Origin of the sequence: Haloarcula amylolytica JCM 13557, from assembly GCF_000336615.1 — an archaeon.
GTDB lineage: Archaea > Halobacteriota > Halobacteria > Halobacteriales > Haloarculaceae > Haloarcula > Haloarcula amylolytica.
Window position 1 is genome coordinate 1 of the sequence record NZ_AOLW01000065.1, and the last position, 25,897, is coordinate 25,897.

At 55.6% G+C, this 25,897-nt stretch carries 33 protein-coding genes and 3 pseudogenes; 18 read left to right on the plus strand and 18 right to left on the minus strand.

Going from position 1 to position 25,897, the window contains the following annotated elements:
• The 11 genes and pseudogenes from C442_RS21920 to C442_RS19875 form a co-directional block, all read left to right on the plus strand.
• Positions 1 to 186, plus strand: a pseudogene (locus C442_RS21920) (hypothetical protein); the annotation flags it as partial.
• A 156-nt stretch (positions 187 to 342) separates the two neighbouring features.
• Positions 343 to 891 (plus strand): hypothetical protein, encoded by a 549-nt coding sequence (locus C442_RS19830; RefSeq protein WP_049943137.1) that lies wholly within the window; start codon positions 343 to 345, stop codon positions 889 to 891.
• Between the two features lie 97 nt (positions 892 to 988).
• The gene (locus C442_RS19835; protein WP_008313635.1) at positions 989 to 1,333 is read left to right on the plus strand and encodes a hypothetical protein; all 345 of its coding nucleotides are present in this window, start codon (positions 989 to 991) and stop codon (positions 1,331 to 1,333) included.
• Positions 1,334 to 1,492: 159 nt separating this feature from the next.
• On the plus strand, positions 1,493 to 2,050 hold the full coding sequence (locus tag C442_RS19840; RefSeq protein WP_008313636.1) for a hypothetical protein: 558 nt from the start codon (positions 1,493 to 1,495) through the stop codon (positions 2,048 to 2,050).
• Between the two features lie 275 nt (positions 2,051 to 2,325).
• Positions 2,326 to 2,826, plus strand: coding sequence for a hypothetical protein (locus C442_RS19845; protein ID WP_161606643.1), 501 nt, complete (start codon positions 2,326 to 2,328; stop codon positions 2,824 to 2,826).
• Positions 2,827 to 2,862: 36 nt separating this feature from the next.
• The gene (locus C442_RS19850; RefSeq protein WP_152418509.1) at positions 2,863 to 3,603 is read left to right on the plus strand and encodes a hypothetical protein; all 741 of its coding nucleotides are present in this window, start codon (positions 2,863 to 2,865) and stop codon (positions 3,601 to 3,603) included.
• A 118-nt stretch (positions 3,604 to 3,721) separates the two neighbouring features.
• Entirely contained in the window at positions 3,722 to 3,943 is a 222-nt protein-coding gene (locus C442_RS19855; protein WP_008313641.1) for a hypothetical protein, read from the plus strand.
• 156 nt (positions 3,944 to 4,099) lie between these two features.
• Positions 4,100 to 4,276, plus strand: coding sequence for a hypothetical protein (locus tag C442_RS21925; RefSeq protein WP_161606644.1), 177 nt, complete (start codon positions 4,100 to 4,102; stop codon positions 4,274 to 4,276).
• Positions 4,277 to 5,057: 781 nt separating this feature from the next.
• On the plus strand, positions 5,058 to 5,393 hold the full coding sequence (locus C442_RS19865; RefSeq protein WP_008313643.1) for a hypothetical protein: 336 nt from the start codon (positions 5,058 to 5,060) through the stop codon (positions 5,391 to 5,393).
• A gap of 2 nt (positions 5,394 to 5,395) precedes the next feature.
• On the plus strand, positions 5,396 to 6,124 hold the full coding sequence (locus tag C442_RS19870) for a hypothetical protein (protein WP_152418510.1): 729 nt from the start codon (positions 5,396 to 5,398) through the stop codon (positions 6,122 to 6,124).
• A gap of 1,064 nt (positions 6,125 to 7,188) precedes the next feature.
• Positions 7,189 to 7,737, plus strand: coding sequence for a hypothetical protein (locus tag C442_RS19875; protein ID WP_008313646.1), 549 nt, complete (start codon positions 7,189 to 7,191; stop codon positions 7,735 to 7,737).
• A 505-nt stretch (positions 7,738 to 8,242) separates the two neighbouring features.
• On the opposite strand, the gene C442_RS22355 is transcribed toward C442_RS19875, so the two are convergent.
• The 7 genes from C442_RS22355 to C442_RS19900 form a co-directional block, all read right to left on the minus strand.
• Positions 8,243 to 8,380, minus strand: coding sequence for a hypothetical protein (locus C442_RS22355; protein WP_008313647.1), 138 nt, complete (start codon positions 8,378 to 8,380; stop codon positions 8,243 to 8,245).
• A 361-nt stretch (positions 8,381 to 8,741) separates the two neighbouring features.
• Entirely contained in the window at positions 8,742 to 8,912 is a 171-nt protein-coding gene (locus tag C442_RS22360) for a hypothetical protein (protein WP_008313648.1), read from the minus strand.
• Positions 8,913 to 8,946: 34 nt separating this feature from the next.
• Positions 8,947 to 9,345 carry a type II toxin-antitoxin system death-on-curing family toxin gene (locus C442_RS19880; RefSeq protein ID WP_008313649.1) on the minus strand — a complete coding sequence of 133 codons (399 nt, stop codon included), beginning with the start codon at positions 9,343 to 9,345 and terminating at the stop codon, positions 8,947 to 8,949.
• 93 nt (positions 9,346 to 9,438) lie between these two features.
• Positions 9,439 to 9,576, minus strand: coding sequence for a hypothetical protein (locus C442_RS22365; RefSeq protein ID WP_167320684.1), 138 nt, complete (start codon positions 9,574 to 9,576; stop codon positions 9,439 to 9,441).
• A 70-nt stretch (positions 9,577 to 9,646) separates the two neighbouring features.
• Positions 9,647 to 9,826, minus strand: coding sequence for a hypothetical protein (locus C442_RS22370; RefSeq protein WP_008313651.1), 180 nt, complete (start codon positions 9,824 to 9,826; stop codon positions 9,647 to 9,649).
• Between the two features lie 589 nt (positions 9,827 to 10,415).
• Positions 10,416 to 10,667 (minus strand): type II toxin-antitoxin system HicA family toxin, encoded by a 252-nt coding sequence (locus C442_RS19895; RefSeq protein ID WP_008313655.1) that lies wholly within the window; start codon positions 10,665 to 10,667, stop codon positions 10,416 to 10,418.
• Positions 10,668 to 10,937: a type II toxin-antitoxin system HicB family antitoxin gene (locus C442_RS19900; protein WP_008313657.1), complete on the minus strand. Its 270-nt coding sequence runs from the start codon at positions 10,935 to 10,937 to the stop codon at positions 10,668 to 10,670.
• A 769-nt stretch (positions 10,938 to 11,706) separates the two neighbouring features.
• Between C442_RS19900 and C442_RS19905 the strand changes: the two genes are divergently transcribed.
• Positions 11,707 to 13,440: a histidine kinase N-terminal 7TM domain-containing protein gene (locus C442_RS19905; RefSeq protein WP_008313659.1), complete on the plus strand. Its 1,734-nt coding sequence runs from the start codon at positions 11,707 to 11,709 to the stop codon at positions 13,438 to 13,440.
• Positions 13,441 to 13,944: 504 nt separating this feature from the next.
• On the opposite strand, the gene C442_RS19910 is transcribed toward C442_RS19905, so the two are convergent.
• From C442_RS19910 to C442_RS19920, 3 genes and pseudogenes are all read right to left on the minus strand, one after another.
• Positions 13,945 to 14,208: a hypothetical protein gene (locus tag C442_RS19910; protein WP_008313661.1), complete on the minus strand. Its 264-nt coding sequence runs from the start codon at positions 14,206 to 14,208 to the stop codon at positions 13,945 to 13,947.
• Positions 14,205 to 14,533, minus strand: a pseudogene (locus C442_RS22730) (hypothetical protein). Before C442_RS22730 ends, C442_RS19910 begins: the two are co-directional and overlap by 4 nt.
• Before the next feature lie 156 nt (positions 14,534 to 14,689).
• A complete protein-coding gene (locus C442_RS19920) occupies positions 14,690 to 14,992 on the minus strand; it encodes a hypothetical protein (RefSeq protein WP_008313666.1) in 303 nt (100 codons plus the stop codon).
• 225 nt (positions 14,993 to 15,217) lie between these two features.
• Here C442_RS19920 and C442_RS21235 point away from each other — a divergent pair, with 225 nt between their 5' ends.
• Both C442_RS21235 and C442_RS19925 read left to right on the plus strand, forming a co-directional pair.
• Positions 15,218 to 15,496: a hypothetical protein gene (locus C442_RS21235; protein WP_008313668.1), complete on the plus strand. Its 279-nt coding sequence runs from the start codon at positions 15,218 to 15,220 to the stop codon at positions 15,494 to 15,496.
• Between the two features lie 326 nt (positions 15,497 to 15,822).
• Positions 15,823 to 16,692, plus strand: coding sequence for a hypothetical protein (locus C442_RS19925; protein ID WP_008313669.1), 870 nt, complete (start codon positions 15,823 to 15,825; stop codon positions 16,690 to 16,692).
• 403 nt (positions 16,693 to 17,095) lie between these two features.
• Here C442_RS19925 and C442_RS19930 read toward each other — a convergent pair whose 3' ends face one another.
• From C442_RS19930 to C442_RS19935, 3 genes are all read right to left on the minus strand, one after another.
• Positions 17,096 to 17,497: a type II toxin-antitoxin system VapC family toxin gene (locus C442_RS19930; RefSeq protein ID WP_008313671.1), complete on the minus strand. Its 402-nt coding sequence runs from the start codon at positions 17,495 to 17,497 to the stop codon at positions 17,096 to 17,098.
• A complete protein-coding gene (locus C442_RS22375) occupies positions 17,494 to 17,646 on the minus strand; it encodes a hypothetical protein (RefSeq protein WP_167320685.1) in 153 nt (50 codons plus the stop codon). The genes C442_RS19930 and C442_RS22375 overlap by 4 nt, the downstream gene beginning before the upstream one ends.
• Before the next feature lie 165 nt (positions 17,647 to 17,811).
• Complete coding sequence (locus tag C442_RS19935; RefSeq protein WP_008313673.1) at positions 17,812 to 18,057, minus strand: hypothetical protein; 246 nt, start codon at positions 18,055 to 18,057, stop codon at positions 17,812 to 17,814.
• Positions 18,058 to 18,141: 84 nt separating this feature from the next.
• On the opposite strand from C442_RS19935, the gene C442_RS19940 reads away from it, so the two are divergent.
• The gene (locus C442_RS19940; protein WP_008313675.1) at positions 18,142 to 18,402 is read left to right on the plus strand and encodes a hypothetical protein; all 261 of its coding nucleotides are present in this window, start codon (positions 18,142 to 18,144) and stop codon (positions 18,400 to 18,402) included.
• Positions 18,403 to 18,456: 54 nt separating this feature from the next.
• Complete coding sequence (locus tag C442_RS22960) at positions 18,457 to 18,579, plus strand: hypothetical protein (RefSeq protein ID WP_275039418.1); 123 nt, start codon at positions 18,457 to 18,459, stop codon at positions 18,577 to 18,579.
• A gap of 10 nt (positions 18,580 to 18,589) precedes the next feature.
• Here C442_RS22960 and C442_RS19945 read toward each other — a convergent pair whose 3' ends face one another.
• The 5 genes and pseudogenes from C442_RS19945 to C442_RS19965 form a co-directional block, all read right to left on the minus strand.
• Entirely contained in the window at positions 18,590 to 19,471 is an 882-nt protein-coding gene (locus C442_RS19945; protein ID WP_049943134.1) for a hypothetical protein, read from the minus strand.
• A 253-nt stretch (positions 19,472 to 19,724) separates the two neighbouring features.
• A complete protein-coding gene (locus C442_RS19950) occupies positions 19,725 to 20,168 on the minus strand; it encodes a cupredoxin domain-containing protein (protein ID WP_008313679.1) in 444 nt (147 codons plus the stop codon).
• 5 nt (positions 20,169 to 20,173) lie between these two features.
• Positions 20,174 to 22,015, minus strand: coding sequence for a hypothetical protein (locus C442_RS19955; RefSeq protein WP_008313681.1), 1,842 nt, complete (start codon positions 22,013 to 22,015; stop codon positions 20,174 to 20,176).
• A gap of 17 nt (positions 22,016 to 22,032) precedes the next feature.
• Positions 22,033 to 22,890 (minus strand): hypothetical protein, encoded by an 858-nt coding sequence (locus C442_RS19960; protein WP_008313683.1) that lies wholly within the window; start codon positions 22,888 to 22,890, stop codon positions 22,033 to 22,035.
• Between the two features lie 213 nt (positions 22,891 to 23,103).
• Positions 23,104 to 24,094 (minus strand): annotated as a pseudogene (locus tag C442_RS19965) (transposase).
• 527 nt (positions 24,095 to 24,621) lie between these two features.
• Here C442_RS19965 and C442_RS19970 point away from each other — a divergent pair.
• On the plus strand, positions 24,622 to 25,290 hold the full coding sequence (locus C442_RS19970) for a nucleotidyltransferase domain-containing protein (RefSeq protein WP_239642348.1): 669 nt from the start codon (positions 24,622 to 24,624) through the stop codon (positions 25,288 to 25,290).
• A complete protein-coding gene (locus tag C442_RS19975) occupies positions 25,280 to 25,765 on the plus strand; it encodes a hypothetical protein (RefSeq protein ID WP_008313687.1) in 486 nt (161 codons plus the stop codon). The genes C442_RS19970 and C442_RS19975 overlap by 11 nt, the downstream gene beginning before the upstream one ends.
• Positions 25,766 to 25,897 lie beyond the last annotated feature (132 nt).

Consider the following 25,897-nt stretch of genomic DNA (forward strand, 5'->3'; position numbering starts at 1 on the left):
GCTGGCGAGCAAATGACCAAGAAAGGGATTCGAGACGGCATTTCCAACACGGTCTCTGCCGTCTCAGACCTGACCGTTGGCTCCTACTCGGACCTCAAAAACAAAGTGCTCGACTCCCAGGCAGCCTACGAAGAGGCTTCTGGCGGTACTGGGTCGGTAAGCACTGATGATTACGAATTTAAGTAAGAACCATGGAAACAGAAATAGACGGTCACAACAGCAAAAAANGAAAACAATAGCGTGCACAAAATCGAAGTCAGCTTTGACGGCGAAATAATTCTACACGGGAACGACGACTATCCTTACCAACCTCAGGAGCGATCAGAAGAAGAACAGCGAATAATGACCCAGGTCGAGGCCCGGGCACGGTTCGCCGCCCAACAGGAGTTCCCAGACGCGGATATCCTGAGCCCGATGTGGCGGCCAGAACACATCAAGGCCGGCATCGAAGCGTTCAGCAACTATCCCATGGAAGAGTTCCTCGACGACTTCCGGGAGTACTACGATGCGCTCCGGAACCCGATGCAGTATATCGACGATAGTCCCGTCGATAAAGAGTCGATAATCGTCAATGTGATAGTTCACTTCAATGACGGCGAGGTACTCGACGTTTCAGATGTGGGTATCCACTACAAACTCACCGACGGCAGCGAACATCGCACTGGCCCACTGCCATCTTACCCCAACAAGGAACTCATCTTCGCGATGCCGGAACTGGAATTCGCCGACGGGTTCGAGTACGAAGAGGAATTCGCCGACGTGATTATGTCCCATCTGATGGCCCAGATACGAGACATCTACCTCAACATGGGCGAAGACCCGCCAGCCGAATACCGGGTCGAAGGCATCGGGAAACTCAACATCGTCGGCGACGGCATTGGCGCGACCTAGAACACAACGGCAAACACGAGGACGNCGGGAAACTCAACATCGTCGGCGACGGCATTGGCGCGACCTAGAACACAACGGCAAACACGAGGACGGCTCTGTGGGCCAGAGTCTGGCTGCTGAAGTGCTCAAATCTGGTGCGGCAAAGACAGTCGGCACAGTCGTTGGCGGCGCCGTTGGCGGGCTTCCAGGCGCGCTCATTGGCGGCGCTGCAGGCTGGGCCACCCAGAAAGGCGTCGAGCGCTACGGTGACAGTATCGCCAAGCGCCTGCCCGACGGCGTCCGCACTCGCTTCAACGACACCGTCGATACCGTCACCACCAAAGCTGATATGTGGGCCAGTGACGTGAGAATGGGGTGGGATGTCGCTACCGGCCGGTATCAGTCCAGTGACCAGTCTGGCGGTACTGGGTCGGTAAGCACTGATGATTACGAATTTAAGTAAGAACCATGGAAACAGAAATAGACGGTCACAACAGCAAAAAANGACGAAAACAATAGCGTGCACAAAATCGAAGTCAGCTTTGACGGCGAAATAATTCTACACGGGAACGACGACTATCCTTACCAACCTCAGGATCGATCAGAAGAAGAACAACGAATAATGTCCCAAGTCGAGGAGCGAGCAAAGTACGCTGCCCAGCAGGAGTTCCCCGAGGAAGAAATCCTAGAGCCAATGTGGGACCCGGAGCATATCAAGCGGGGAATAGAAGCGCTGAAAGCGTCCCAACTCGATGACTTCCACCGGGAGTTCCGGGATTACTACGAGGCGTTAGACGACCCCGCCGGATACGCCCCCGAACCCCGGGAGTCCGTCGTTGTTGAATCCGCTCGCATCTACAAAGCCTTCACCATTACGCCGGAGAACCGTCTCGATGAAGTGTATGATGTCGCGCTGAGCTATGAACGGTCGGATGGTAGCGATGGGACTGTCGGCCAGACACGAGAGTTAGACGACAGTCTCATTCTCTGTACAATGCCCGCACTGGATATCGACGAAAGCTTCCACTACAAAGACGAATTCCACAAACTGGTCCTTACGCACCTCATCGCCCAGATCCGCGATATATATCTCGACATGGGTGAAGAGCCCCCGGACCAGTACAAAGTCCAGGGCGTTGGCAAACTGAATATCCATGGCGACGGTATCGGCGAAACGTAACTGTACTAAGCGGTCTCTAGATCTCAGTCACAACAGATCTGAACTGCTTAGCTGCTTCTAATCAGCCCCAGTCAAGTTCGTCAGTGACCGACAATTCGGCTCAAGACCTGTCGGCCACCTCAGCAGTGGCGCCGGATAGCGGTAGCACTGACTCCCAGCCGTCAGAACCGTCGCTCAGTGACAGCGACTACCAGATGGAGTCCGTGCGGGACATCAGAGACAAGCCGGGCCACGGGACAGATGCAGATCTCGCACCGACACACGACCTCGACGAGATGAGCAGCTACGAGTTCCGCCAGAAATCAGAGGAGGTCCAACAGGAAATTATCCAACAGGCCTTCGAGAACGACGACATCGATGCGCTGAGCGAAGGCATCGACGAAATCGGCGATAAAGACTTCAGCGACCATCTCAAAGCCGGCGGCAAGAAAGGTGCAATCAAGTCAATGGGTAAAGTCGCGGCTGCTGTCGGAACCATCGCAGTCGGTCTGGGCACTGGTGGCCTCCCAGCCATCGCCGCCGCTGCCGCTATTGGGGGCGCTACCGGCTTCGGTGGCGGCGTGGCCAAGTCCATCGGCTCCGAAAAAATTGATAGAGACTACCAGAGCTGGGACGGCCTCAAAAACGAAGCCCCCAAACGTGTCGGAGATATCGCCGACAATATCGGCGATGTCTTTGACTTCTCGCCGGGTGAGAAAGACACTCAAAAGGCGACGAGAGATGCAAAAAGTGCGACCAAGACTGGTGCAGACGATTACTTCAATGAAAGCAAATAGCCTGTTAGTTTGTTAAATACAACATAAAAACCAACCATGGAAACAGAAATAGCTGGCTCAGATGCTGATGGTTTCGGAGTGAGAGTTATTGACCATAATGGAGATCTCCACGAAATCTCCATGGACTGGGATGGTAATGTGACTAACCACGGACAAGACGTATATCCACTTGATGCTTCAGAGCGCACAGACGAACAAGAGCGACTCATGCAGCAAGTTCGCGTGCGTGCCGAATACGCCGCACACGCGCACTTCGAAGACGAGGAAATTATTGAGGACCCTGCATGGCTTCCAGGCGAGATAGAGCGAGCGATGGAAGTCATCCGTACCCTGCCGACGGAGACGTTCGCTGAGCACTTCCGGGAGTACTACGATGCCGTCCGGGATCACACTGGCGAGCGAATAGATGATGATGTCCAATCGGTTGACCGGGTTCGAAAGCACATCTACATCTCTGCAGACAACGAATTCGTTGACTCATCGGAAACAAGCATCCAATACACAGACACAAGTGGTGAAACGCGAGTCACCGTCGAAAGTGCCACTGATCCTCCGTCCGCTGACCGATTCGTCGTTACGTTACCACCCCTGACAATCGAACGTGATGACTTCGAATTCCCGGAATCGTTCCAAGCACTCGTGGTCAGCAACCTCATGTGCCAGATCCGGGATATCTACCTCAATATGGGCGAAGAGCCACCCACCGAATACCAAGTCGAAGGCATCGGCAAGACGACGACCCTTCACGATGGGCTTGTTTCACGTCCCGACGGATAGCTTATTAATATCTGAGAGTACAAATCGGTGCTGATTGTTTGGCATATACGAGCGCGAACAAGCCTCTTGGGAGATAATATCGCCAAGTATATTATAAAATAAAGCCTGCACTGAAGTAATGCCAGAGTACAGTTGGGGGCTGTTCGTATTGCTCGCATTGGCACAGTTTATCGGGACCGGAATGTATGTCCGGTACTTGACTGACAGGCCTGAAATACCCGACATGCTCGTCTCGCTGTTGTTCGTCATCGTTGGCGCTGTGGTCGGGCTTATCTGGACCGTTCAATGGGCGCTCATTGTTATGCTTTCAGGGGCGGTGACCAACGTCTGGAATGAATGACGTATGGGGTAGTGAGGAACCAATGAGCCCGCATGAGACACCAATTCTGGCCAGCTGGCGGCGCGGTGGCCGGTGCCGCCGTCACCGCACTCGGACTCTCTGGTGGTCTCGCTGTCACCGCCGGGACTGTCGCCCTTGNCCTTCGCTGGCGAGCAAATGACCAAGAAAGGGATTCGAGACGGCATTTCCAACACGGTCTCTGCCGTCTCAGACCTGACCGTTGGCTCCTACTCCGAATTCAAAGAGAGCATGGCTGACGCCAGAACTGCCTACGAAGAGGCTTCTAGCGGTGCAGGAAATGGAGGCAAGCACGGGAGTAATCGGTTTGATTAAAAATACAAATTAATAAAATGAAAATAAATATACTCGGACATGATAGCCAGGCAATCGGCGTAGAAGTGTATGACGAGAGGGACGTTCGTCACATAGTTAATGTCGAATGGACGGGCGGTATTGAAAAGCATACACTTGACGAAGATTCGTATCCGTTTGAGAAAGAAGACCGAACCGACGAAGAACAGCGAATAATGACCCAGGTCGAAGCTCGGGCACGGTTCGCCGCCCAACAGGAGTTCCCGGACGCGGATATCCTGAGCCCGATGTGGCGGCCAGAACACATCAAGGCCGGCATCGAGGCGTTCAGCAACTATCCCATGGAAGAGTTTCTGGACGACTTCCGGGAGTACTACGATGCGCTCCGGAACCCGATGCAGTATATCAACGACAGTCCCGTCAACGAAGAGTCGATCATCGTCAATTTGGCCGTCCATTTCGATGACGGCGAAGTCCTGGACGTTTCAGAAGTCGTTATTGACTACAAACTCACCGATGGTAGTGAGCACCGCATCGGCTCTCCACCATCTTACCCCAACAAGGAACTCATCTTCGCGATGCCGGAACTGGAATTCGCCGATGGGTTCGAGTACGAAGAGGAATTTGCCGACGTGATCATGTCCCATCTGATGGCCCAGATACGGGACATCTATCTCAACATGGGCGAAGACCCACCAGCCGAATACCGGGTCGAAGGCATCGGGAANATCGGGAAACTCAACATCGTCGGCGACGGCATTGGCGCGACCTAGAACACAACGGCAAACACGAGGACGGCTCTGTGGGCCAGAGTCTGGCGGCTGAAGTGCTCAAATCTGGTGCGGCAAAGACAGTCGGCACAGTCGTTGGCGGCGCCGTCGGCGGGCTTCCAGGCGCGCTCGTTGGCGGCGCTGCAGGCTGGGCCACCCAGAAAGGCGTCGAGCGCTACGGCGACGGTCTCGCCAAGCGCATTCCTGACGGCGTCCGCACCCGCTTCACCGACACCGTCGATACCGTCACCACCAAAGCTGATATGTGGGCCAGTGACGTCAAAATTGGATACGATGCCGTTACCGGTGGAGTCCAATCTGGTGGTGCTGGTGACGGGAACGCCGACAAAACTACGAAATTCGAATGAATATGGATACTAACATCATCGGTCATGACGAGGAGGATTGTGGTGTGGAAGTGTTTGACGAACGGGGGAACCGCCATGCAGTGACCATGTCCTGGGACGGGCAAGTGTGGGAACACGGAACTGGCGACTATCCACACAAACGCGAAGACCGAACAGAAGAGGAACAACGAATAATGTCGCAAGTCGAAGAGCGAGCAAAGTACGCTGCCCAGCAAGAATTCCCCGAAGAAGATATCTTGGAACCGATGTGGGACCCGGAGCATATCAAGCGGGGAATAGAAGCACTGAAAGCGTACCAACTCGATGACTTCCACCGGGAGTTCCGGGATTACTACAAGGCGTTGCAGAACCCGGCGAAATACGCCTCGGACCCCAGAGAATCCGTCGTAGTCGAATCAGCTCGTATCTACAAGGCGTTCACTATCACACCGGACAACCGTATCGATGAGATTGACGATGTGGCCTTGAGTTACGAGTGTCAGGACGGTAGCGACGGCAGCGCTGGGCGCGTCCGCGAAATGGACGATAGCCTCATCGTCTGCGCAATGCCTGCGCTAGATATCGGTGCGGATTTTGACTACGAGGACGAGTTCCACAAACTCGTTTTGACCCACCTCGTCGCGCAGATTCGAGATATCTACCTCCACATGGGCGAAGAACCGCCGGACGAGTACAAAGTTCAGGGCGTCGGCAAACTCAATATCCACGGCGACGGTATCGGCGAGACGTAACAGTCGTGTGTCGAATCCATCTGCGACCACTGATAGCCTGATCCAACGTTGCCCATTCTGACGACTCCCAGTCAGGGTCGTCCGTGACCGACACCACGGCACAGGACCTCTCAGCCACGTCGGCAGTGGCTCCGGAGGGCGGCGGTACTGNGTCAGGGTCGTCCGTGACCGACACCACGGCACAGGACCTCTCAGCCACGTCGGCAGTGGCTCCGGAGGGCGGCGGTACTGATTCGCAGTCTGGGACTGATACTACTCAGCCAGAGAATCCATCTCAAACCAGTGGGCCATACAAAATGGCACCAGTCTCGGAAATGAAATCGGGGAGTTCTGGTGGAGGCGCAGACGACAGTGGGCAAGCGTCACCGCCAGACCTCACAGAAATGGATGCCGACACNGGTGGAGGCGCAGACGACAGTGGGCAAGCGTCACCGCCAGACCTCACAGAAATGGATGCCGACACCGACCCAGAGCAACTCGGCACGGCCTTCGAAAACGCCACTGCCGAACAGCGAGGGGAGTTCCTCCAGCAAAATATGCAGCAGGATTCAATGGGGTCGGGCCGCAAACTCCTCGGGAAGATGATGGGGCCAGCTGGCGGCGCGGTGGCCGGTGCCGCCGTCACCGCACTNCACCGCACTCGGACTCTCTGGTGGTCTCGCTGTCACCGCCGGGACTGTCGCCCTTGCCGGGACAATCACCTTCGCTGGCGAGCAAATGAACAAGAAAGGGATTCGGGACGGCATTTCCAACACGGTCTCTGCCGTCTCAGACCTGACCGTTGGCTCCTACTCCGAGTTCAAGGAGAGCATGGCCCAAGCCAGAACTGCCTACGAAGAGGCTTCTAATAGCTCTGGAAGTGCTGTTCAGCAACATAATAAGTATGAGTAAACATGGAAGCTAATATCATTGGACACGACAACGAAGACTGTGGGATAGAGGTATTCGATGAACGCGGGAACAGGCATGTGATTTCCGTACTGTGGGATGGTTCAATTGGTCAACATGCTACTCAAGACTATCCACTTGAACCAGAAGACCGAACCGACGAAGAACAGCGAATAATGACCCAGGTCGAGGCTCGGGCACGGTTTGCTGCCCAACAGGAGTTCCCGGACGCGGATATCCTGAGCCCGATGTGGCGGCCAGAACACATCAAGGCCGGCATCGAAGCGTTCAGCAACTATCCCATGGAAGAGTTTCTGGACGACTTCCGGGAGTACTACGATGCGCTCCGGAACCCGATGCAGTACATCGACGATAGTCCCGTCGATAAAGAGTCGATAATCGTCAATGTGATAGTTCACTTCAATGACGGCGAAGTCCTGGAGGTTTCAGATGTGGGTATCCACTACAAACTCACCGACGGCAGCGAACATCGCACTGGCCCACTGCCATCCTACCCCAACAAGGAACTCATCTTCGCGATGCCGGAACTGGAATTCGCCGACGGGTTCGAGTACGAAGAGGAATTTGCCGACGTGATTATGTCCCATCTGATGGCCCAGATACGGGACATCTATCTCAACATGGGCGAAGACCCACCAGCCGAATACCGGGTCGAAGGCATCGGGAAACTCAACATCGTCGGCGACGGCATTGGCGCGACCTAGAACTCTGACACAATCGCAGTCCTCCGTGGCTCTGAGCCAAAGTCGGCGACTGTTACGACGACTCCCAGTCAGGGTCGCCGTGACCGACAGCACGGCACAGGACCTCTCAGCCACGTCGGCAGTGGCTCGGAGAGACGGCGCGGGCGAGAGAATCACCAGAGGCTCCGAATACCTGTATCAAGATGACCACACAGAGTCACGGAAACTGACTAGCATCCTTTATGCGGCAGACGTAGCACAAGTACCGGAACTCCTCCTTCCCGACTTGATCGGATTCGGATCTGGAGGGAACGGAGGGCGGTCATTCAGAGTCGTTATTTTTATCGACACATATCTATCTGCCTGTTGCTTTCTAGTGGCTGGTCGTCTCATGAGCCGGTGTACTGACTCCCAGTGACCACGAATCGAATGAGAGTTCGTGTGTCTTCGCCGTACGAGATCGGGTGTAAATCAACCTATCAAGATTGGATACGTCGACAGAGACATTCACTGACTATCTGGGAACTCATTGCCCACCACGGGAACGCCCCTGAAACACCTCGCCACTCGTCTGTGCCTGCCGGTGCTGGGCACGAATGTCCGGTCGGTCGTCGGCTTCGGTGCTTGGAGACTGTTCGTCGACGGGCTGCTGTTCGGTGCTCATGTTCGGGAAACCCCTCACCCCACCGGGGGACACAAAATTGCTTCCAGTACCGCCGTTAGACCGGCATCACTACAGTGGTTCGACCCACGCAGGAACAGCGTCGTGTATGCCACGGAAACCCAAGTTGTCGGCAGCCTCGACAAACACGACCACGTCGCCGACGCAACACGAGCATAGACCACGAAACGCAGATGTGCGCGACGATTGTGCTGTGCTGTCGTAGTGGAAGCAACCGCTACGGTGTGGGGAGTTCAAGATGGGTTGATCCTTCTACGAGAGGGCAAAGACGTTCACAAAAGGCGACCGAGCAGCCACTAGTCGCCAACGACGCTGGACACGAAAACGCAGAACGTGGGACTTCTCACTCGTTTTCGAGCGCTGCGTAGATCTCTGCGTGGCGACGTCCATCGAGCTTCCCCATCTCAAGCGCAATCTCGCGGCGTTCGGCGTCGCTTTCGGCCGCCTGATATCGCTCGTACAACTGGCGGACTTCCTCGTCAATCGCCGTCGAGGAATCGGTGCTAGACGCCATTTCTCTATCTATCATTATCCAGTGTATCGGTTTATCAGTTGCGGCGAGCACATGCCCGGAAGTAGATGACTGCAGTGTCTACGTCGACTGTGGTTTCGCCGGTCGCAAACCGGTGTAAGAGCGCTCGGATTTCATCACCGTACTCAAACGTGTATCCGTTCAGCATATAGAAAACGACCACTGTTCGGAGTGCCGTTCGCTTGTTTCCGTCGATGAACGGATGCTCCGAAACGAGTAGTCGCATCAGATGGACCGCCTTTTGATGGATCGTCTCAGGCACCTCCCCGAAAAACCCCTCCGAAACGTACTGTAGTGCGGATGCAATCGCGTCCTCTGACCGGACCCCCGGTTCCGTGATGTCACCTTCTGTCACGACCTGATCGTGGACCTCAAGGATGAGTTCGACAGAGGGATACGCGAGATCGTCAGTCACACGCCCGACTTTTGCATGCTCCTCGTTAACCGTTTCTCAACTGTCGAGGTTGAATCTCTCTTGTGGGGCCTACCGGCAGTCGGGACAACACATCTACCTCTCACCCCGTGGACGCCCCGCAAAAACCTCGCCACTGGCCTGTGCCTGCCGGTGCTGGGCATGAATGTCTGGTCGGTCGTCGGCTTCGGTGCTTGGAGACTGTTCGTCGACGGACTGCTGTTCGGTGCTCATGTTCGGGAACCCCCTCACCCTCTCGGGGGACACAAAATTGCTTCCAGTACGAGTACGCACTCGACGGGACTCAGGCCTCAGCGACGTCCCAGACAGAGAGATGGCCGCTCGAACAGACGCTGGCGTGACGCCCGACAGCCATGCACGGCCCGTACGCTCCGTCGACACACGCGATGCGCTCGGCGTCGAAGATCGGCGCGTCACACTCGTCGGTTCTGCAGGTCATATACTGGGACGAGTCACTGGACATCACGCATCGCCCACCATCGCTTGGTGTCGGAGCTTACTTTCGTCTGGTAGATCCCAGCCGTGGTACTCGCGAGCGATGTGGCGAGCTCGCCTGACGTTGCCCGCGCCGCCGGCTGCTGGAGACTGCTGTGCCTCAACGCGCTCTTTCAAATACTCGGGATGGTTGCGTGTGTACGTGCCAAAGCCGAGGCTGTCTGGCCCGCTCTGGCTCATGACGACGTAGCCCTTCAACTTGGTCTGGATCGCGTGTTTCTNGTGTTTCTCTGACATAGCTGGTGGTCAAGACGCTCTCTCTGGAACGCCTCTCACCCGGTGGAGGGTCACAAAATAGGGGTGAGTCCGCGCCGTCAGACTAGGATTGCTCTATCGGTTCAACTCAGGCACTCGCGCCGTTGTGGGACCCCCCGCAGGCCCCGGCATGGGGTCGCAAACTGTCAGGAGTAGTCTCGAAACCATCGCGACCCATGCAAAACAGGCACGCAGTTCGACAGAAAGATAGGGGAATCGCCTGTCAAATACCCCGTTATCGAGGTGTCGCGTCAGCGCTTCGACTCGAGGGACTCGCAGCCGACGGTGACGAATTGGTTCGCCTACGAATTGCGGTCGAGCCACTCACAGAACGCCGCAAAATCGTTCGCGCCAGCATCGTCGGCGATGCTTCGGAGCGTTCCCGTTTTGAGTTCGTCGTGCAGCGGAACGGTAACGTGTCGTCGGTCGCTCTCGTTGGTTGGGTGCTGGTAGTAGAGTTGGGCGTGATCGCCAGTCGTCCGACGCCACTCGAAGCCACCGACATTTACCAAGACCTTCACGACATCCCGACCAGAAAACGTGCCCCGGACCATTTACTGCATGAAGTCGGGCAGATCGCCATTACCGGTGGTATTGTCTTCGGGGTCAACTCCCAGCTCTCGGAGTTCTTCGTCGGTGGGTTCGTGGCCGCGTTCGCCCTTGTAGCCCGCGACCGCATCGTCAAGCATTTCGAGAGCCTCCTGACGCGTCTCACCCTGCGTGGTGATGCCGGTTTCGACATCTGTGATGATCCACGAGTCCCCCTCGCGCCACATCCGAATCTCATCCTCGTGGGGCTCTCCATCGCGCGTCGAACTGGCCATACCTCTAATTGCTGTATGAGTGGCATAAGCGTTCGGTCAGCGCAGACGGAATGAGGGATAGGGGAACTGGAACCGAAGTATGCTAATAAAAAAAGAGTAAAGTATTCGGTTCTGTCAGGCTGTCGCGACGATGTGTTGATGCTCGGCCTGCGAGGGCGTCGGCTGGAGCGTCAGCCCAGCTAATGCCAGCTCTGGAAGTACCTCGGGTGGGACTGGACAGGATGGGCCGCCGTCGGACTGAACGCTACCGAAGTCGGTTGCACGTATCTGGTACGCCTGTGACGGTGAGTTAGAGTGGTCAGCGGTCTCAACGCAGCCACGGATCACACAGACGATCACCAGCGACGACGTCTAAGCAGATGACCGTTGAGCAGGGCTACACAGTCATGGTGCGAGATTGGCGGCTGGCGGCACCCGTCGCAACGACCGAGGGGCTTTGGCATGGCTTGGCGACCCGACGCCTGGAGTGCGCACAAGTGGGCACTAGAGCGTGCGGCGTATGAGCGGCGGCGTGGGGAAGTTCGCAGTCAGTGATTTCGGCGGGGCCTGACACCCGGTTTTCGTGCAGCCCTCATACCCCCTCATCGCACCGGGTACCGGGTGTGATCGGCGTGCAACGAATTACCCCGAAATCCGGAACAACTAATATTATTTGATCTGGGGGGTGTCGCATATAGTGTCAGTTTAATAAATTGATGGTCATCTTAATTGAGACTCATCCCAAATATATTATTTGGTTTGGAGAATAATTTTCAATGACTCATCTCCAATGGCTCTGCAATTGTCTTGGCATCTGTTTCCACATCTTGGGGCTGTCGTGACTTCGCTTTTCGTCACCGGAATCGGAGTGCACTATCGGAACCATACAGCTACTCGCTCACTTGCCGTGCTCATGCTTGCGGTCGCGTGGTGGTCAGTGGCCGATATGATTGCTCTCGGGACAACCGATCTGACGATTAAAATCCTTATGTCCAAACTTGCCTATCCCGTGGTCGCAATTGTCCCAGTCGCATGGGTTGTGTTCGCCACCCAGTACGCCAGTCAAGATTACCGTCTAAGTCTCAGAGAATTGGGTGCCTTGCTCATCGTACCTGGGTTGATTACTCTCCTTACATGGACCAACGAGTATCACGGTTTGATCTGGTCGTCTATTGACCCGGTTTCCAGTGGCTCACTCGTGGTGATGACAGACTCTGTAGGTCCTGCTTTCTGGGTACATACCGTTTATTCATACGTGCTGGTTGCAGTCGGGACAGGGATTATTTTACGGACAGCCCTCGTCTCAGATGGTATTTACCGTGATCAAGCAGTTGCGCTCACCTTCGCAGCCCTCCTGCCATTGGCAGGGAATACTCTACATACGACTGGCTTTATCGGGGCGTTAGATCCGACTAAGATGGCACTCGCGCTGAGTGGCGTTTTCTTGACATGGGTGATTCATCGTCGTCATCTTCTTCAACTAGTTCCTGTCGCTCGAGATATTGCCCGCGACGAGGTATTTTCCAACATGGCGACAGCAGTTATTATCGTGGATGAAGATGGTCAGGTAGCCGATTTTAATGCCTCAGCTAAGAGAATTATCGGTCACATGTCGCCGGATATCGTCGGACGGCCACTTAATACAGTGCTCCCCGAGGTAGCAACAATCCTTGATTCCCCAGTTCCCGAATCGGCAAATAGTTTTGACGTCTCACTCTCCGTGGATGGAGCAGAGCAGATTTATGACGCTCAGGTGACGCCGCTTGAACGTGGCTATGGGACGATAACCGGCCAAGTAATCACCCTGAATAACGTTACCGAACGGGAGAAACGCGAACAGCGACTCACACAGCAACGGCAACGGTTGAAAGTAACCAACCGTGTCCTTCGTCACGACATCCGCAACGACATGACCGTGATTCTGGGCAATGCCGAGATGCTGCTTGATGCCCAACAGACCGAAACATACGCTCATCGAATTATACAGAAAGGAGAAGAAATCGTCGAACTGAGTGAGAAAGCGCAACGACTCGAAGCTCTCGATGGACAGGGCTCTAGCAATAAACGTGCCCTTGATATTGTTGAATGCGTAGAACGGACGGTGGCAGATCTTGAGCAGGCGTGGCCGGATGCCGAGTTCCAGTTAGAGAGACCGAACCAAGCTGACGCGTACGCAACTGGTTTGGTCAGTTTGGCAATTAAGAACGTCATCGAGAATGCCGTCAAGCACAATGATAAGTCGGTACCAAAGGTAGAAGTGACAATAACTAAGTCCACAAGTACGGCTCAGAGTATTGTAATTGACGTTGCAGACAACGGTCCTGGGATTCCTGATCAAGAACGGGAAGTATTCGAAGAAGGGACGGAAACACGTCTCAAGCACAGTCGCGGACTTGGGCTTTGGCTTGTTTTTTGGATCGTAACACACTCCGGAGGCACGATCGAGATTAGCGAAAACAAACCGCGAGGATCAATTGTCACGATCCGACTCCCGTCGGCTGAATCAAAGACTGATTTAGCTTGACTACCTGTATGCTCAACCCGCTGTATCGACCGGCTCGAGCTCCTGCTACCTATGCCTCCTGAGTGCAAGATACGTGTATTCTATCTCACACGCCTATGAGAACATCTGTTTGAACTGGTAAACCTCTCGGCGATTAATGCACACGCGTATCTATCAGTTGTTTCACCCACCTTCGCGAATAAGGCAATCATATCCGCACCAAGTGCCATGCGTATTCTCACGGTGATGCAAGGGGAGTCAACTTATTATCGCTAGTAGCCATCCGTGTATGTCAGCACAAGTACACCGGCTGACATCTCACGTCGGTTCGCTGGCTAGCCAACCAAGCTAGAGTTCACCGAGAAAGTGATCAGTCGGAGCGGCTAAACTCACGCCGTCGTGGGACCTGCCTCATCAGGTCCCGGCGCGGGGTCGCGAGCTGTCAGGAGTCGTCTCGGAAACCATCGCAACCCATGCCAAATAGCTACGCAAGTTATCAAAAAGATAGAGGTATCGCTACCCAGTTCAGGCCGTCGCAATGAGGTGCTGGTGACCAGCCTGCGAGGGCGTCGGCTGCAACGTCAAGCCCGCAAGCGCCAGCTCCCGAAGCACCTCGGGCGGGATGCCATCAGTTTCTCGAAGCACGGCGTCGAGCGTCCAGGCGTCGTATTCCGAGCGCACTGGCGGCGTCGTTTCGACCAGCACAGTCGGGGTGGTCTCCCGTAGCGCTTGGGCGGCGCGCCGGACACGCTGGCGGTTCTCGACCGTACAGCGAACGGTCTTGCTCATGCATCCAGCCTCCGAGCGAGATCATCGACGAGTGAGCCCCCGACGTGTGGGCCGACAGCCCAGCCACTTCATCCTGCGTGTACTCGCACCAGCCTGCGAGTGTTTCATACGGTGTCTCGGCGAGTTCGACTTTCTCGGCGTGGTCTTCTGTGGCAACAACGGCTACAGCGAACTCGTAGCTGTCCCAGTAGTGCGCTGCACCTTCGCCGTCGACACCGAGGAAAAGCGGGCGGCTCTGGGTAAGTAGTTCGCGAGCGATACGCTCCTGTGGATGGGCGTCGGTCGTGCCGACAGATTTACTAGTCGGCGAAGCAGACTTACTCATGGGTTTTGCAGGAACCGACGCGCCTGCCGTGTTGTGACCACGGTGGGCAACTCGTGTTCTCGAAGACACGAAATCGCCCAGCGGCGCGTCTGTTCCTACTCAATAGTCACGGCTTCCGGCCACTTAGTAATTTCGTCTATCTACGAAAAAGAGGGATTAGATATCGTCTATTTCATTTTCAACCCGTTCTATGCCCTGTTCGGTTGCAAAATAGTATGCCCGTCGAGATGAACTGTCGCCCTCAATCTCCGAAATTTCGCCCTCACGGAGTTTCTCTGTATCCACTTTGAACAAGTCACCACTATCTACGAGGTCGCTCAAAATATTCTGCATCGTTCTGTACGAGAATGTGACCCTATGTTGGCGGTTCAAACCAGCCCAGATTGCAAGTGGCGGCAGTGGGATATCGTGATGGACAACAAATTCCAAAACCAGTTCCCGACGGGCCTCTGGGGGCATATCTCTACCGTCGGTAACTTGGCGCTTATTCCCACCGAATATTCCGAAATTCGTGCAGCAAGTGCATCCTACGCGTTTCAGACCCATATTTGCACTAATCTATGCAAAGCACTAAGTGTTTGTGATGGTACATCACCGAATATGCGCGACTCGCCGGGGAACAATAGGCTACCAAAATCGAGCCACCGGGGTTAGGGCCCCGCTGACCCGGTCGCGCACGGCATCATGACCGAAGCAATCAGACCACAAAACGATACCGCACAGGACCGTCAGGAGCGTAGACTATCGACAGCCAAGTGCCTCTTATCAAACGCCGACACTGACGCCGCCGTCATCGAGTACTGCCAGAGCGTCCTCGATCCGCCGGGCTACGAGCGCAGCTACACCCAAGCACGCCTCGACGCCTGCGCAGCCCGACTTGCACTGGCCCAGACAGACACCACAACCAGACGAACACGCGAAGCCAGACAGGTGCTCCTCGCCGTCAGCGGAGGCCCACAATGAGTACGCACCACTTACGCCGCCCAGCCTATCTCCACGGGCATCCGCATCCGGGCCCAGCCATTCGAAGCCTCCACGGCCTCAGCCACGACTGTACCCCTGCCACCAGTGGAGCGCGACCGGTGAACCCAGTACCACGCTGGTCCGGACGGCGACAACGAATACGTACTGCTAGTCGCCGGCGCGGTGCCACGACGCAAATCCACTAGACGGAGCGGGGTTGCCACGAGCCAACCGCCGCGTCTAGAGAGCGACAGCCACGTCACCGGTAGCCCGTGCTGAGGTCAGCACTGCTCGGTTCGATTCCGAGCACGGGCCCTGTGGTCACAATGCCACGACAAACAAACCCCGACGACGACAACGAGACCGACCAAGCCCTCGCCGACCACCTCGACATGGACATCGGACAAGAGAATACGAACTTTGAGCAACTCCAAGCGCTCATCAGCGACCTCGACGGCGACGTGTCACCCCCCGTTTCGAGTGTTCTTGAGACGCTGGTCAAGACCATCGATGACCTCCACGAACGCGTCACCGAACTAGAGGCCGACTTCGAACAGACCCACGAGGTTGCCACCACCGCCGTCGGTGACGCCGCCACGAACGACCAGCGCATCGACGACCTCGAAGCCCAACAGGAAACCACCCGCGACGTCGCCAAGAGTGCCATCGCCAAAGCCCAGCAACTCGAAGCCGATAGCGACCGCCAAGAGGACGCCGAGCAGCTGCCCGAGGGCATCGAACCCAGTAGCTCCCCGCTGGATTTCTTCGCGAACTGCCGCCAATCGAAGGTCAAGACGATGTTCGTCGAGCGCTCGAACCGCCAGAACACCTATCGGGCGATCAGCATCGCCAAGCGCTGGCCCGAATTTGCCACGAAGCGAACCGACGGCAGCGGCGTCTTCATGACCAAAGCAGACCTACAAACGGCCCTCACCGCCGAACTCGGGAAGGAACCCCACCGCCAGACGATCAAGCGCGTCTGGGAGACGCTGGTCGACATCGGCGGCGACGACATCGTCGAGAAAACCCGGCAGGTCGGCCGGGATCAGACCCAAACCGAGATCCTCGCGATGGATATCGAGACAGCTGAGGGGTTGCTTGAGAAGCGCTACATCGGCCTCGATTTGTTGGAAAACAGCGACCACAAAGCCGCGACAGGTGGCGTCACACCCGTTGTGGTGGAATCATCGCCCTGACCCTGTGACACACGCCGGATAGGATCGGAACCGACACTGAACCAACGCTGCTGGACGCGGTGGCACGTGCCCTGCCGCCGTCGACGCCGCTGTTTGCTAGCTGCAGGAACCGGGAGCGACCTCCTGTTGTCAGGAGTGGAGTGAGTAGTCGTAACACGAATGGAGCGACCACAGCGATTCCAGTGGTCACAACGGGTGTGACAGGCCAATCTCACCACTGACCTACGGTCCTGAGAGCGAATCCTTGACTGGTCTCCAATTCTCTCAGTCTGACCTTTCTCATTCACGGACCACTGTCCAGTGCCTACGGCCGGAAGCCCTTCGTCAGGTAACCACGAAATCGGCACCGTGAGTAAGCGATTGGCCATCTCAATATAAAACGTGTGCAGTCAGTCCTAGCAGATTAAGACGACTCTTCAAGTACTTCCTCCGGTCGTACTGCCCCCTGTTCGACAAGTTCCCTATCAAACGAAACCAACGTTCCCTCGATTGCGTCAGCGGCTGTTAGAACAAGTGCGTCCATTGGGTACAGGAGTGTGTCAGACTGGAGTTGGTTTGCAGCTAGCATATCCGATGCGTCGGGAAACGTGACTGTCGTCCGTGAGGTGATTCGGGCTTCAATCTGGTCAACCCGATCGCGCTCGAATTGCTTTTTCTTACTGAGAACACTACGCAGTTCCATCAAATTGAGAACGGAGACATGGAGATTCTCAGTGGTATTCAGTAGCTCGCGGGCTGCTTCTGATCGCTCACTATCCTGTGTGACAGCTGCAATGAGAATGTTTGTATCAAGAAGGTACGTCATATCTGTTCGCGAGCATCCCGGACCTCGGCAACAGCGTCTACATCGATATCAACGGCGACTGCAGCAAGAGCGTCCCCAAGTCTGAGATCTTCATCATCAGTCGGATCGGAACGGGTAAAATTCCGAAAGTCATCTGTTGTGAGACTCATATGTACCACTTATAGTGGCGGTTGAAAAAGTGTGCCGGTGATATTGCCTGCCGATTGTCACCGGGTATTACCTGTTCGTCGACGGACCGCTGTTCGGGACTCATGTTCGGGAAACCCCTCACCCGGTAGAGGCTCACAAAATACGGGCGAGTCCGCGTCGTCAGACTAGGATTGCTCTAGCGGTTCGACCCACTCGGGAGCGCAATCATGGGTCCCGCCGTAGATCGAGTGCTCGGGATACTGGTCGTCGGCAGCCTCGACAGAGATGACCACGTTGCCGCCTGAATGCGAGATATCTGAAACGGTTCCGACGACTTCATCGAGTGGGCTGTCTCCATCTGCCCAGTCGACTCGGACGTGGTCACCGAGATCGAAGTCGTACTCCTCGAACGAAGGTGCTGTGGTCCTCATGATCTCCTCTGGCCCCGAGGGAGTCACAAAATCGTCTGTATGCCAGCCAGAGTGTTGATGCCGCTTGGCGCGATAAGAAAGCTGATGACTGAGTTGCGGGTCCGGAAACCCGATGGCTGGACAACCGTCTCGTTCCCCGATGAGGTTGCGGCGATCTCGGTTGTCGGCGGCAAGGTCGACGGCCAGCTGTGCCTGACCCTCACCGGCGAACGGGAGGACGGTCCTCGCATCATCGAACCCGGTATTCTCGACATCGACGAACGTGACGAGAACTTGTTGGAGAATACAGTGCCCCGGGCCGAGGACGGGACGAGTGTCGTTCTAGATCGACTACTGCCGGATTAGCAGTCATTGTGAATACGGGTTTTTATTCACCAGTGAGTGTGAAACGACTGTTCGGTGAGCCTGCGTACCGATGAATTCACCATTTACGACTGTCTGCCGGAGGGGGTAATCATCGGCCGACAAATCGGCGGGAAGAACTACAGTGCTGCGGCCATCGCCGCTGGAATAACCGAGTGAGAATCTAGTCTCACTCCTCAACCATCCGGTCAAACAGAGCCCGACATCGCTCACCGGTATGCGTAAAGGACTGATACCCGATTTGCGTGTCGGTCAGATGGGTGTAGGAGAGCCAGCCGTCACAAATCTCGCCAACGTCGTAATATTCCTCGTTAAGCCATTGCCCCATCGCAAAGCCCTGATTGATCTGCTCCTCACAGTATATCCCAAGGACCAGAACAGCATCCACGGGGGCGCGGTCGCGGGCCTCCTCAAACTTGCTTTTGAGCTTGCGGTCGATAGAGTTCTGGGTGGTCTTCGGAAGTCCCCACCCGAATCCATCGGATAGGGCGTCAGCGAAGTCCGGCTTGGTCACCTCGATCCACACGTCTTCTTCGTCTGTCTTCAAGCGCAGATCAAAGTCCTTCTCGCCAACACGCGCGTTCAAGGACACGCGTTCACGCCCGTAAACTGTCCGTAGATGATACAACAGCACGAGTTCCGCAAAGACGGAATTGATGCGGTCAATATTTCTCTTCTGCAGTTCGTTGAACCAATCCTTCGTCGCGTCCTCCTTCTTGTCCACCACGGTCAGACACTCGTCGATCACTTCCAGATCGCGCCGCTTGAACTTCCCCAGCAGCCTCTCGCCCTGTACGTGGCGGTCGCCAAGAAACTCGTCGATGTTCGAATACCCTCGAGGTGACGGGTATAGCTGAGTGTGTCTGTAATCCGTAGCAAGGACACGCTCCCAGCCAAGCGAGAAAAGCGTGTACGTGTAGTCATCAACCTCGTCGGCCTCTGAAACGCTCAGAACCTCGCAGCCGAAGCGATGCGTCCGTCCCTCTGAATCCTCGTCGTGACGAACATGAACTAACTCGCCGGGTTCGTACGGCATCTCGGCCGGTTCCATTAATAGGCGGAACGAGTTGATAGTTAATAACCTCTGCATCTATACTGACCGTTCATCGAGAGAGCCTGTCATACAATAGTTCTCAACAAATATAATTCACAGCCTCTGTGTTGAACAGAACTAGTGGATGGCGAAATCACGGGCTTAAGATCGAATGTAGGGCTGTATAATCGCCAAGTAGAGGCCGTGAGACGTATTCTATGACACACTGTGATAGGACAGTCTCCATCCGGAAAGCCAACGAGGGGGTGGCCTATTCCTCGACGACGACCGTGCCTATCATCGTGCGCTCGTGCGGAATACAGAAGTATTCGTACTCGCCTGGGACCTCGAAGGTGTGGCTGTAGGTGTCTCCCGTTCTCAGTCTCCCATCCAGGTTATCGTTCCGTGCGCGCTGTTCCGACTCGTGGTCACCGGAATCGAAGTACGATGCCTCTTCTGGAATTCCATCGTCGTAGGCGGTGACAGTGTGTTCACGGTCGCCGTTATTATACCAGACGACGCTGTCGTCGACCTGAATTGTGACCGTTTCGGGAACGAACAGATTCTTATCAGTGGTTTGAACGACGGCGTCGTGCTCCTCTTTCAGTGATTCGCTCGATACGGTCTCTGGGCCCCCGAGACCGAGACAGCCAGCTAGCGCGACGGAAATTCCCCCACAGACCCGACTGACAAGTCCCCTTCGAGAATGATCCATCGTCTCTAGCCACCGTCCGGAAACAGTACATTCTGCAGGGAAAGTGTTTCGGGGTTCAGCGTTTCTCCTTCTGCATGTTCGAGCACCGGATGTGGTCCGGTCCGGGAACCGATGTCGTAATGATACTGATACAGGAGACCGGCGTGAGGGAACGGTGTAGCGCCGACTGCGATCGATTCGGCACCCATATTATCGAACCGATCGTTTCCGGACGTCAACTCCGGCACGTACGGATTTCCACTGCTTACCAGCTTCTGGTTCGGTTTCCATTCATCGCCTTTATCGAAGTTGCTAGCACCTCCTTTCTTGGCCTCGTTTATATATAGCGCATGTCGGGGATAGACGCTTGCATCTACCATACGGACAAGGGACGAGCCGTCTGCCATTACGATGACGTCGAGGAACGTGTAGAAATACGGTAAGTTGAAGATGAGGCTTATTAGCGCTAATCGCGTTTTCAATCCGACGCCGCACTGCTCAAACTTGCCCTGGAGGAACGCCTGAGCAGAGAGATACCAGGGAGTCCGTTCGTTTGCCTGTTGACGTAGAACCTCTAGAAATACGTCCGATCCACCAACTATCGAGGCAACTTGCACTCCCTCGATCGTTTCGTTCCCCGCTTCTATCTCGATCCTGCGGTCGGCTAATTTGGACTTCTCTTCGGGTTCCGTGAATCTCCAATCGCCGGACAACGCATCTCTGAACCATGGCGCAAAACAGTCGTCATCCCGAAGTACGTTTTCTTCGATGGCATCTTCGTCGTTTTCTTCGGAAGGTGCGTGGGTTTTCGGGACGCCTTCGAGAGTGACCGGAGAAATATCCGAATTAGTGTTGATAGTCGAATCGTCGATAGTCCGACCATCGGCAGATTCGATGTCGATGGTGACCTCATTCTTGACACGATATCTCGGGAACGTCCGATCGTACTCGGGGAGCGACTTTTCCTCGAGCTCCGTAAGATCATAGGGGAGTTCCTCAACACCGTCACCGTGGAACCACTTATCCACCCAATCTGGAATTGTGCTATCTATCGAATTATCCTCGTTTTCTGTACTATCCTCCGACTCTCCCGGTAGGAACGTTAACGCCGTCGCCTTGACAGAGATGGTGTCTCTCTCGTTCTCTGAGCCGTCTTCGGAGTCAGTCCACTCGATGTATCCGTGATCCATGGTGAATTCGCCATCGAGTCTGTACGAACCCGGGCCGTTGATCTGGAATGCGGCGACTCTGCTGTCGTCCAACGACCCCGAAACGGTCGCCGAAATCTGGGGATCCGTGGGTTTGTCGTCACCCTCCTTCCAGATCGACCCTTCGATAGTGCCGTTTCCGTCGTAGTCGATCTCGTAGTTGTACCAGGTGTCGTCTTGCCAGTCACCGTCGGGGACGTGTTCGGTACTCGACCCATCGACGATGTGGCTCCCTTCGAACCTAAATGGGATCTCGTTCCCAGAGCCATCGACGATTCCGAGTGGGACCGTAATCGGTGCGTCCTTTCCGTTTCCGTCGTAGTACAGGAGGAGCGCCTGCGTCGTGTAGCGGCTATCGTCCCCGACGTTGGCGGTGTAGAAGATACCTCGCATCGTCCAGGCACTGTCCCAGCCAGTTTGATCGTTTTTCCACCCGAGCACGCCATTGGTTCCGCCGCCAGTCGTTTCTTTCAAGCGGAGTTGAACGAGTCCGCCTTCCGGAGCGACGTCCGTCTTCGTCGAGGCTTCGAAATCCCCATCATCGAGATATTTGGTCCACTCCGAAAGCGGTTGATCGTCGGTCCAATCATCGTAGAACCGAACGCTATCCGAGGCAGTCGTCGACGTGCTATCCTGCTCGCTTGTTTCTGCGGTGCTCATGAATATGATCCTCCCACTTAGATCCACCCGTCTCCGAGTTTGAACGTCTCAGAAGCGATCGTCAGTTCGAACTTATCGTCGGCAAGTACCTCGACCGAATAGTACACGGCAGTTCCGTCGTCGAATACGAACTCCCCGTGCTCAGTACTATCCGTCTGTTCGAGAATTCGAGTGTCACGGTAGGGACCATGTTCGGCCTTGAGGGATTGCCACTGCCGCTGATAGCGGACTTCGGCGACTTCGTTCACCGATTCCGTGGTCCGAACCCAGTCGACGTGGACAGTTCCGGAGTAGTCCACCTTTTTTTGCTTCCCTTTGGCCCCACGTTCGGGCGGATACCGCGTCGGATACCAGCGGATCTGGAGTCGCTTTGCCTTCCGACGAATCGCCTCGTCGACGTCGGAGAGGTCCCAAGAGAGCCGTTCCGTGAATCCGGGCGAGGCAACGATCTCCGGAGACTCGACGACCATGACGGAGTTTTCGTTTGGCGTCCCGCCGCTGCTTCTCTTTGCCTTCCCGTGCTTCCGCCCTTTCTTTCCCGTCTCATTTGCTCGTCTGTGCGAGTGATGCAGTCGGAGCTGGAAGGTCAACGAGGATTCGACGGATTGGTCCAGCTGGGGTGTAACGTCGGCCAACAGTGAGGGATTGTTTACCAGATCCACCTGCTTGACGCGGTTTGTTACAATATTCGGGAACGCATCTCGGTTGACGGTCACTTCGAGTACATTCGAACCATGTGTGACACCGCTAGTCGGGCCAGACGGTTCGATTACGCGTAACGAATTCCCACCGTCAGTATGCCACCCATCGAGGCCATCTTCGAAATCATCGATGACCAGCCCGCTCTTCCCGTTCGCTTCGCCTGAAACAGCCATTGCTACGGGAGAGAACCCGGCAACTGCGATACTACTCAATAAACTTCGTCTTGAAATTGAGTTCATTTTACTACTCACAACGAATTCCTCAACCCATTATATGTGCTAAGTTTTTGTGATTTATTATTCTTATATATATTGGCCCTGTTTAGACGCCCGAAATTGTGCGACTCAGCGATCCTGGGACTAGTAGAGCCTGTCATAGAATCCAACTCATAGCTTCTCACACCCCGGACCGTTTCCTCGCTCGTAGTTGGTGATTGCAACAACGAGCCGGAGGTAGAGCGCAACGAACACTTCTGTTCGTGCATGGACGCGGTCTCGAGCGCGGACGTGCCCGAGGCCGCAGTCCTTGACTGCGTCGTTGGTTTGTTCGACACCTGTCCGGTTGTTGTACGTTTCGTCCAAGATGGATTGTTTCCGCTGCACGTCCTCGCTGTGTTCCTTGATTCGGTCTTCGACCCTGTACTCGATGTCTTTCGGTTCGTCAGTGTTTCGCGGGTTGTATGGGGCGATTGGCACGACCCCTGCGACTAGCAGGTGGTCGTGCCAGTCGAGGATGTCGTAGGCACCGTCTCCAAGCATCCAGACCGGTGTATCGACGGCGAGCGCGTCACGTGACGTGCATCGCCGTCTCTTGGTCTGCTTGTTTAGCCTGTGTGAACTCCGCTGCGATCGAGATTTTTGCGCCAGTTGAAACGATCGTACAGCCGAAGCCGTAGTAGTACTCTTCCACTGTTGGATCGTAGTTCCATGAGGCGGCGTCGTTGTGCTGGATCGCCTCGACGTGGGTCGAATCGATAGAGTACGTGGAGTCAAGCAGGCCGCGGGCGGCGGCCTGCTCGACGAGTCTGTCGAAGATATCGTCGATAATGTGTTCGAGATCGGTGAGAAACCGGTCAACAGTGTCTCTGGATGGCGGTTTGTCGAGTCCGCAGTAGTACCAGACAAGGCTGTGCTGGAGTTCTCGTGTGACTGGACGAGTGCCGTAGACGTTCTCGTAGTAGCAGTGCAGAAAGCCGCAAAAGAGGTCTGATGGTTCGTTGACTCGTGTTCGCCCCCGCTTTGAGGGGGCGAACACGTCGTACTCAAGCAGAAACTCGAAGTCCAGATGCTCAAACAGCGGAACTGTCTCGGTGGCCGCGACATTCAAGAAGTCGTCTACCGAAGCTACATCGTGCGGGGTTGCGCTTGTGTTGGACACACTTCGCGCACCCTGCTGCTTCGTACGTGACGTTTTCTATGACAGGCTCCACGAGACACACGCCACCCGAACCCTCTTCGCCGGCCCACAACTCACGCACCGGCTCCGGCAAGAGCGAGCGTGCCGCCCAGCGGCGGCTGCCCGGCGGCCAGACGTTCCACCAGCCAACCACCTGTATCTGCCCGGCCNGGCAAGAGCGAGCGTGCCGCCCAGCGGCGGCTGCCCGGCGGCCAGACGTTCCACCAGCCAACCACCTGTATCTGCCCGGCCGTCAGTCCCACGCCGACACACGCTCGTCTCTCGCGCTCTCAGCCCGCCTGCCAGCCCCACGCTGCTATCCACCAGTCACACCTCTGTTTCGCCCGGCCGTCTGCCCCACGCTGAGAGGGACCGACTGCCAGCGGGAGTGCCAGTCATGTCCCTCTCGCCTTCAATCGCTCAACCCCGACATGGGCATCGATAGTTTCCAAATTGGTTGCCCAGGCTGAAGCTGGCTTTTATACCAATACATTCCTAATAGGAATAGTATGCCTACTACGAAAGAAATGACCACAATTGCTCTGGAGTATCCGTTCCCTCAGGACCGGGTCTTTCGATATCAGGCGATGCAGGATGTGCTCGCTCGCTTGATTGAGGAGCCATATGAAGAGTTCACCATCGGACAACTCGCCGAAATGATTGACGGGAATCAGGCAACGGTCTCAAAGGCAGTCAAACTACTCAAAGAACTCGGCACAGTTCAGACCCGTCAAGAAGGCCGGAAGCAATACGTGCATATCCATCGTGACCGACTCACAAAATCTGATCCAGTCCTGTCGATCCCTCAGTCGGAATTTCACAAGCCTGTCCGGGCCTTCGTCGATACTGTTCAGGAAGAGATTGACCATCTCGTCGGCATCCTGCTCTTCGGTAGTGTTGCACGGGGGACAGCCGACCGGGCAAGTGATATCGATCTTCTCGTCTTCGTCGAAGACGATAGGACACAGGCTCGCCGAACTGTTCAGTCAATCGTAAGCTCTCTCCAAGAGACGAAATTTGAGGGGAACCGCTACACGTTCGAGGCGCTTGTCGAATCGACCGAGAGCGCGAAACGGATTGGTGACCGACTCCAACAGCAGTTCGACGAGGGACTGATATTAGTCGGGACAAATCAGTTGTCCGATATCCGGGCGGAGGTGTACGCGAATGGAGAATGAATCAGTGCTTAACGCACTGGCAGCCGCTGAGCGAAGTTTTGAGCAGACACCACAGAATGTTGAGGACGGGCTCGATGTCGACGAAGCCGAATTGGTCCAACTTCGCCGAGCGTGTCGGCTTCTGGCAGCTGCGTCCCGCCTGCTTGATGATGGCTACTACACGGTCGTCATCGAGTCGTCATTCGTTGCGATAGAACGGACGATCCAGTTCCGACTCATCCACGACGGGGCAATGGACGCTTCTGAAGTCATCAGTAGCCATCGGCGACTGTACCAGCGAGGTGCAGAGATCGGACTCTATAATGACGCGTTTGGGGAACGATTAGCTGAACTATGGAACCAGAACCGAACAAAAACCTACTACCGGCTCGGAATTGCCACTGAATCGCAAGCAAAGGCGATGCACGAACTCGCTACCGATGTCCATCAAGATCTCGTCAACGCGAGCCAAGAGCGCCACGAATGTCTCTGTTGATCGACGGCTAGACGACACAGCAGCCAGCCATCCGTGTTGCCCGGCCGTCAGTCCCACGCCGACACACACTCGTCTCTCGCGTTCTCAGCCGGCCTGCCAGCCCCACGCTGCTATCCATCAGCCATCCGAGGG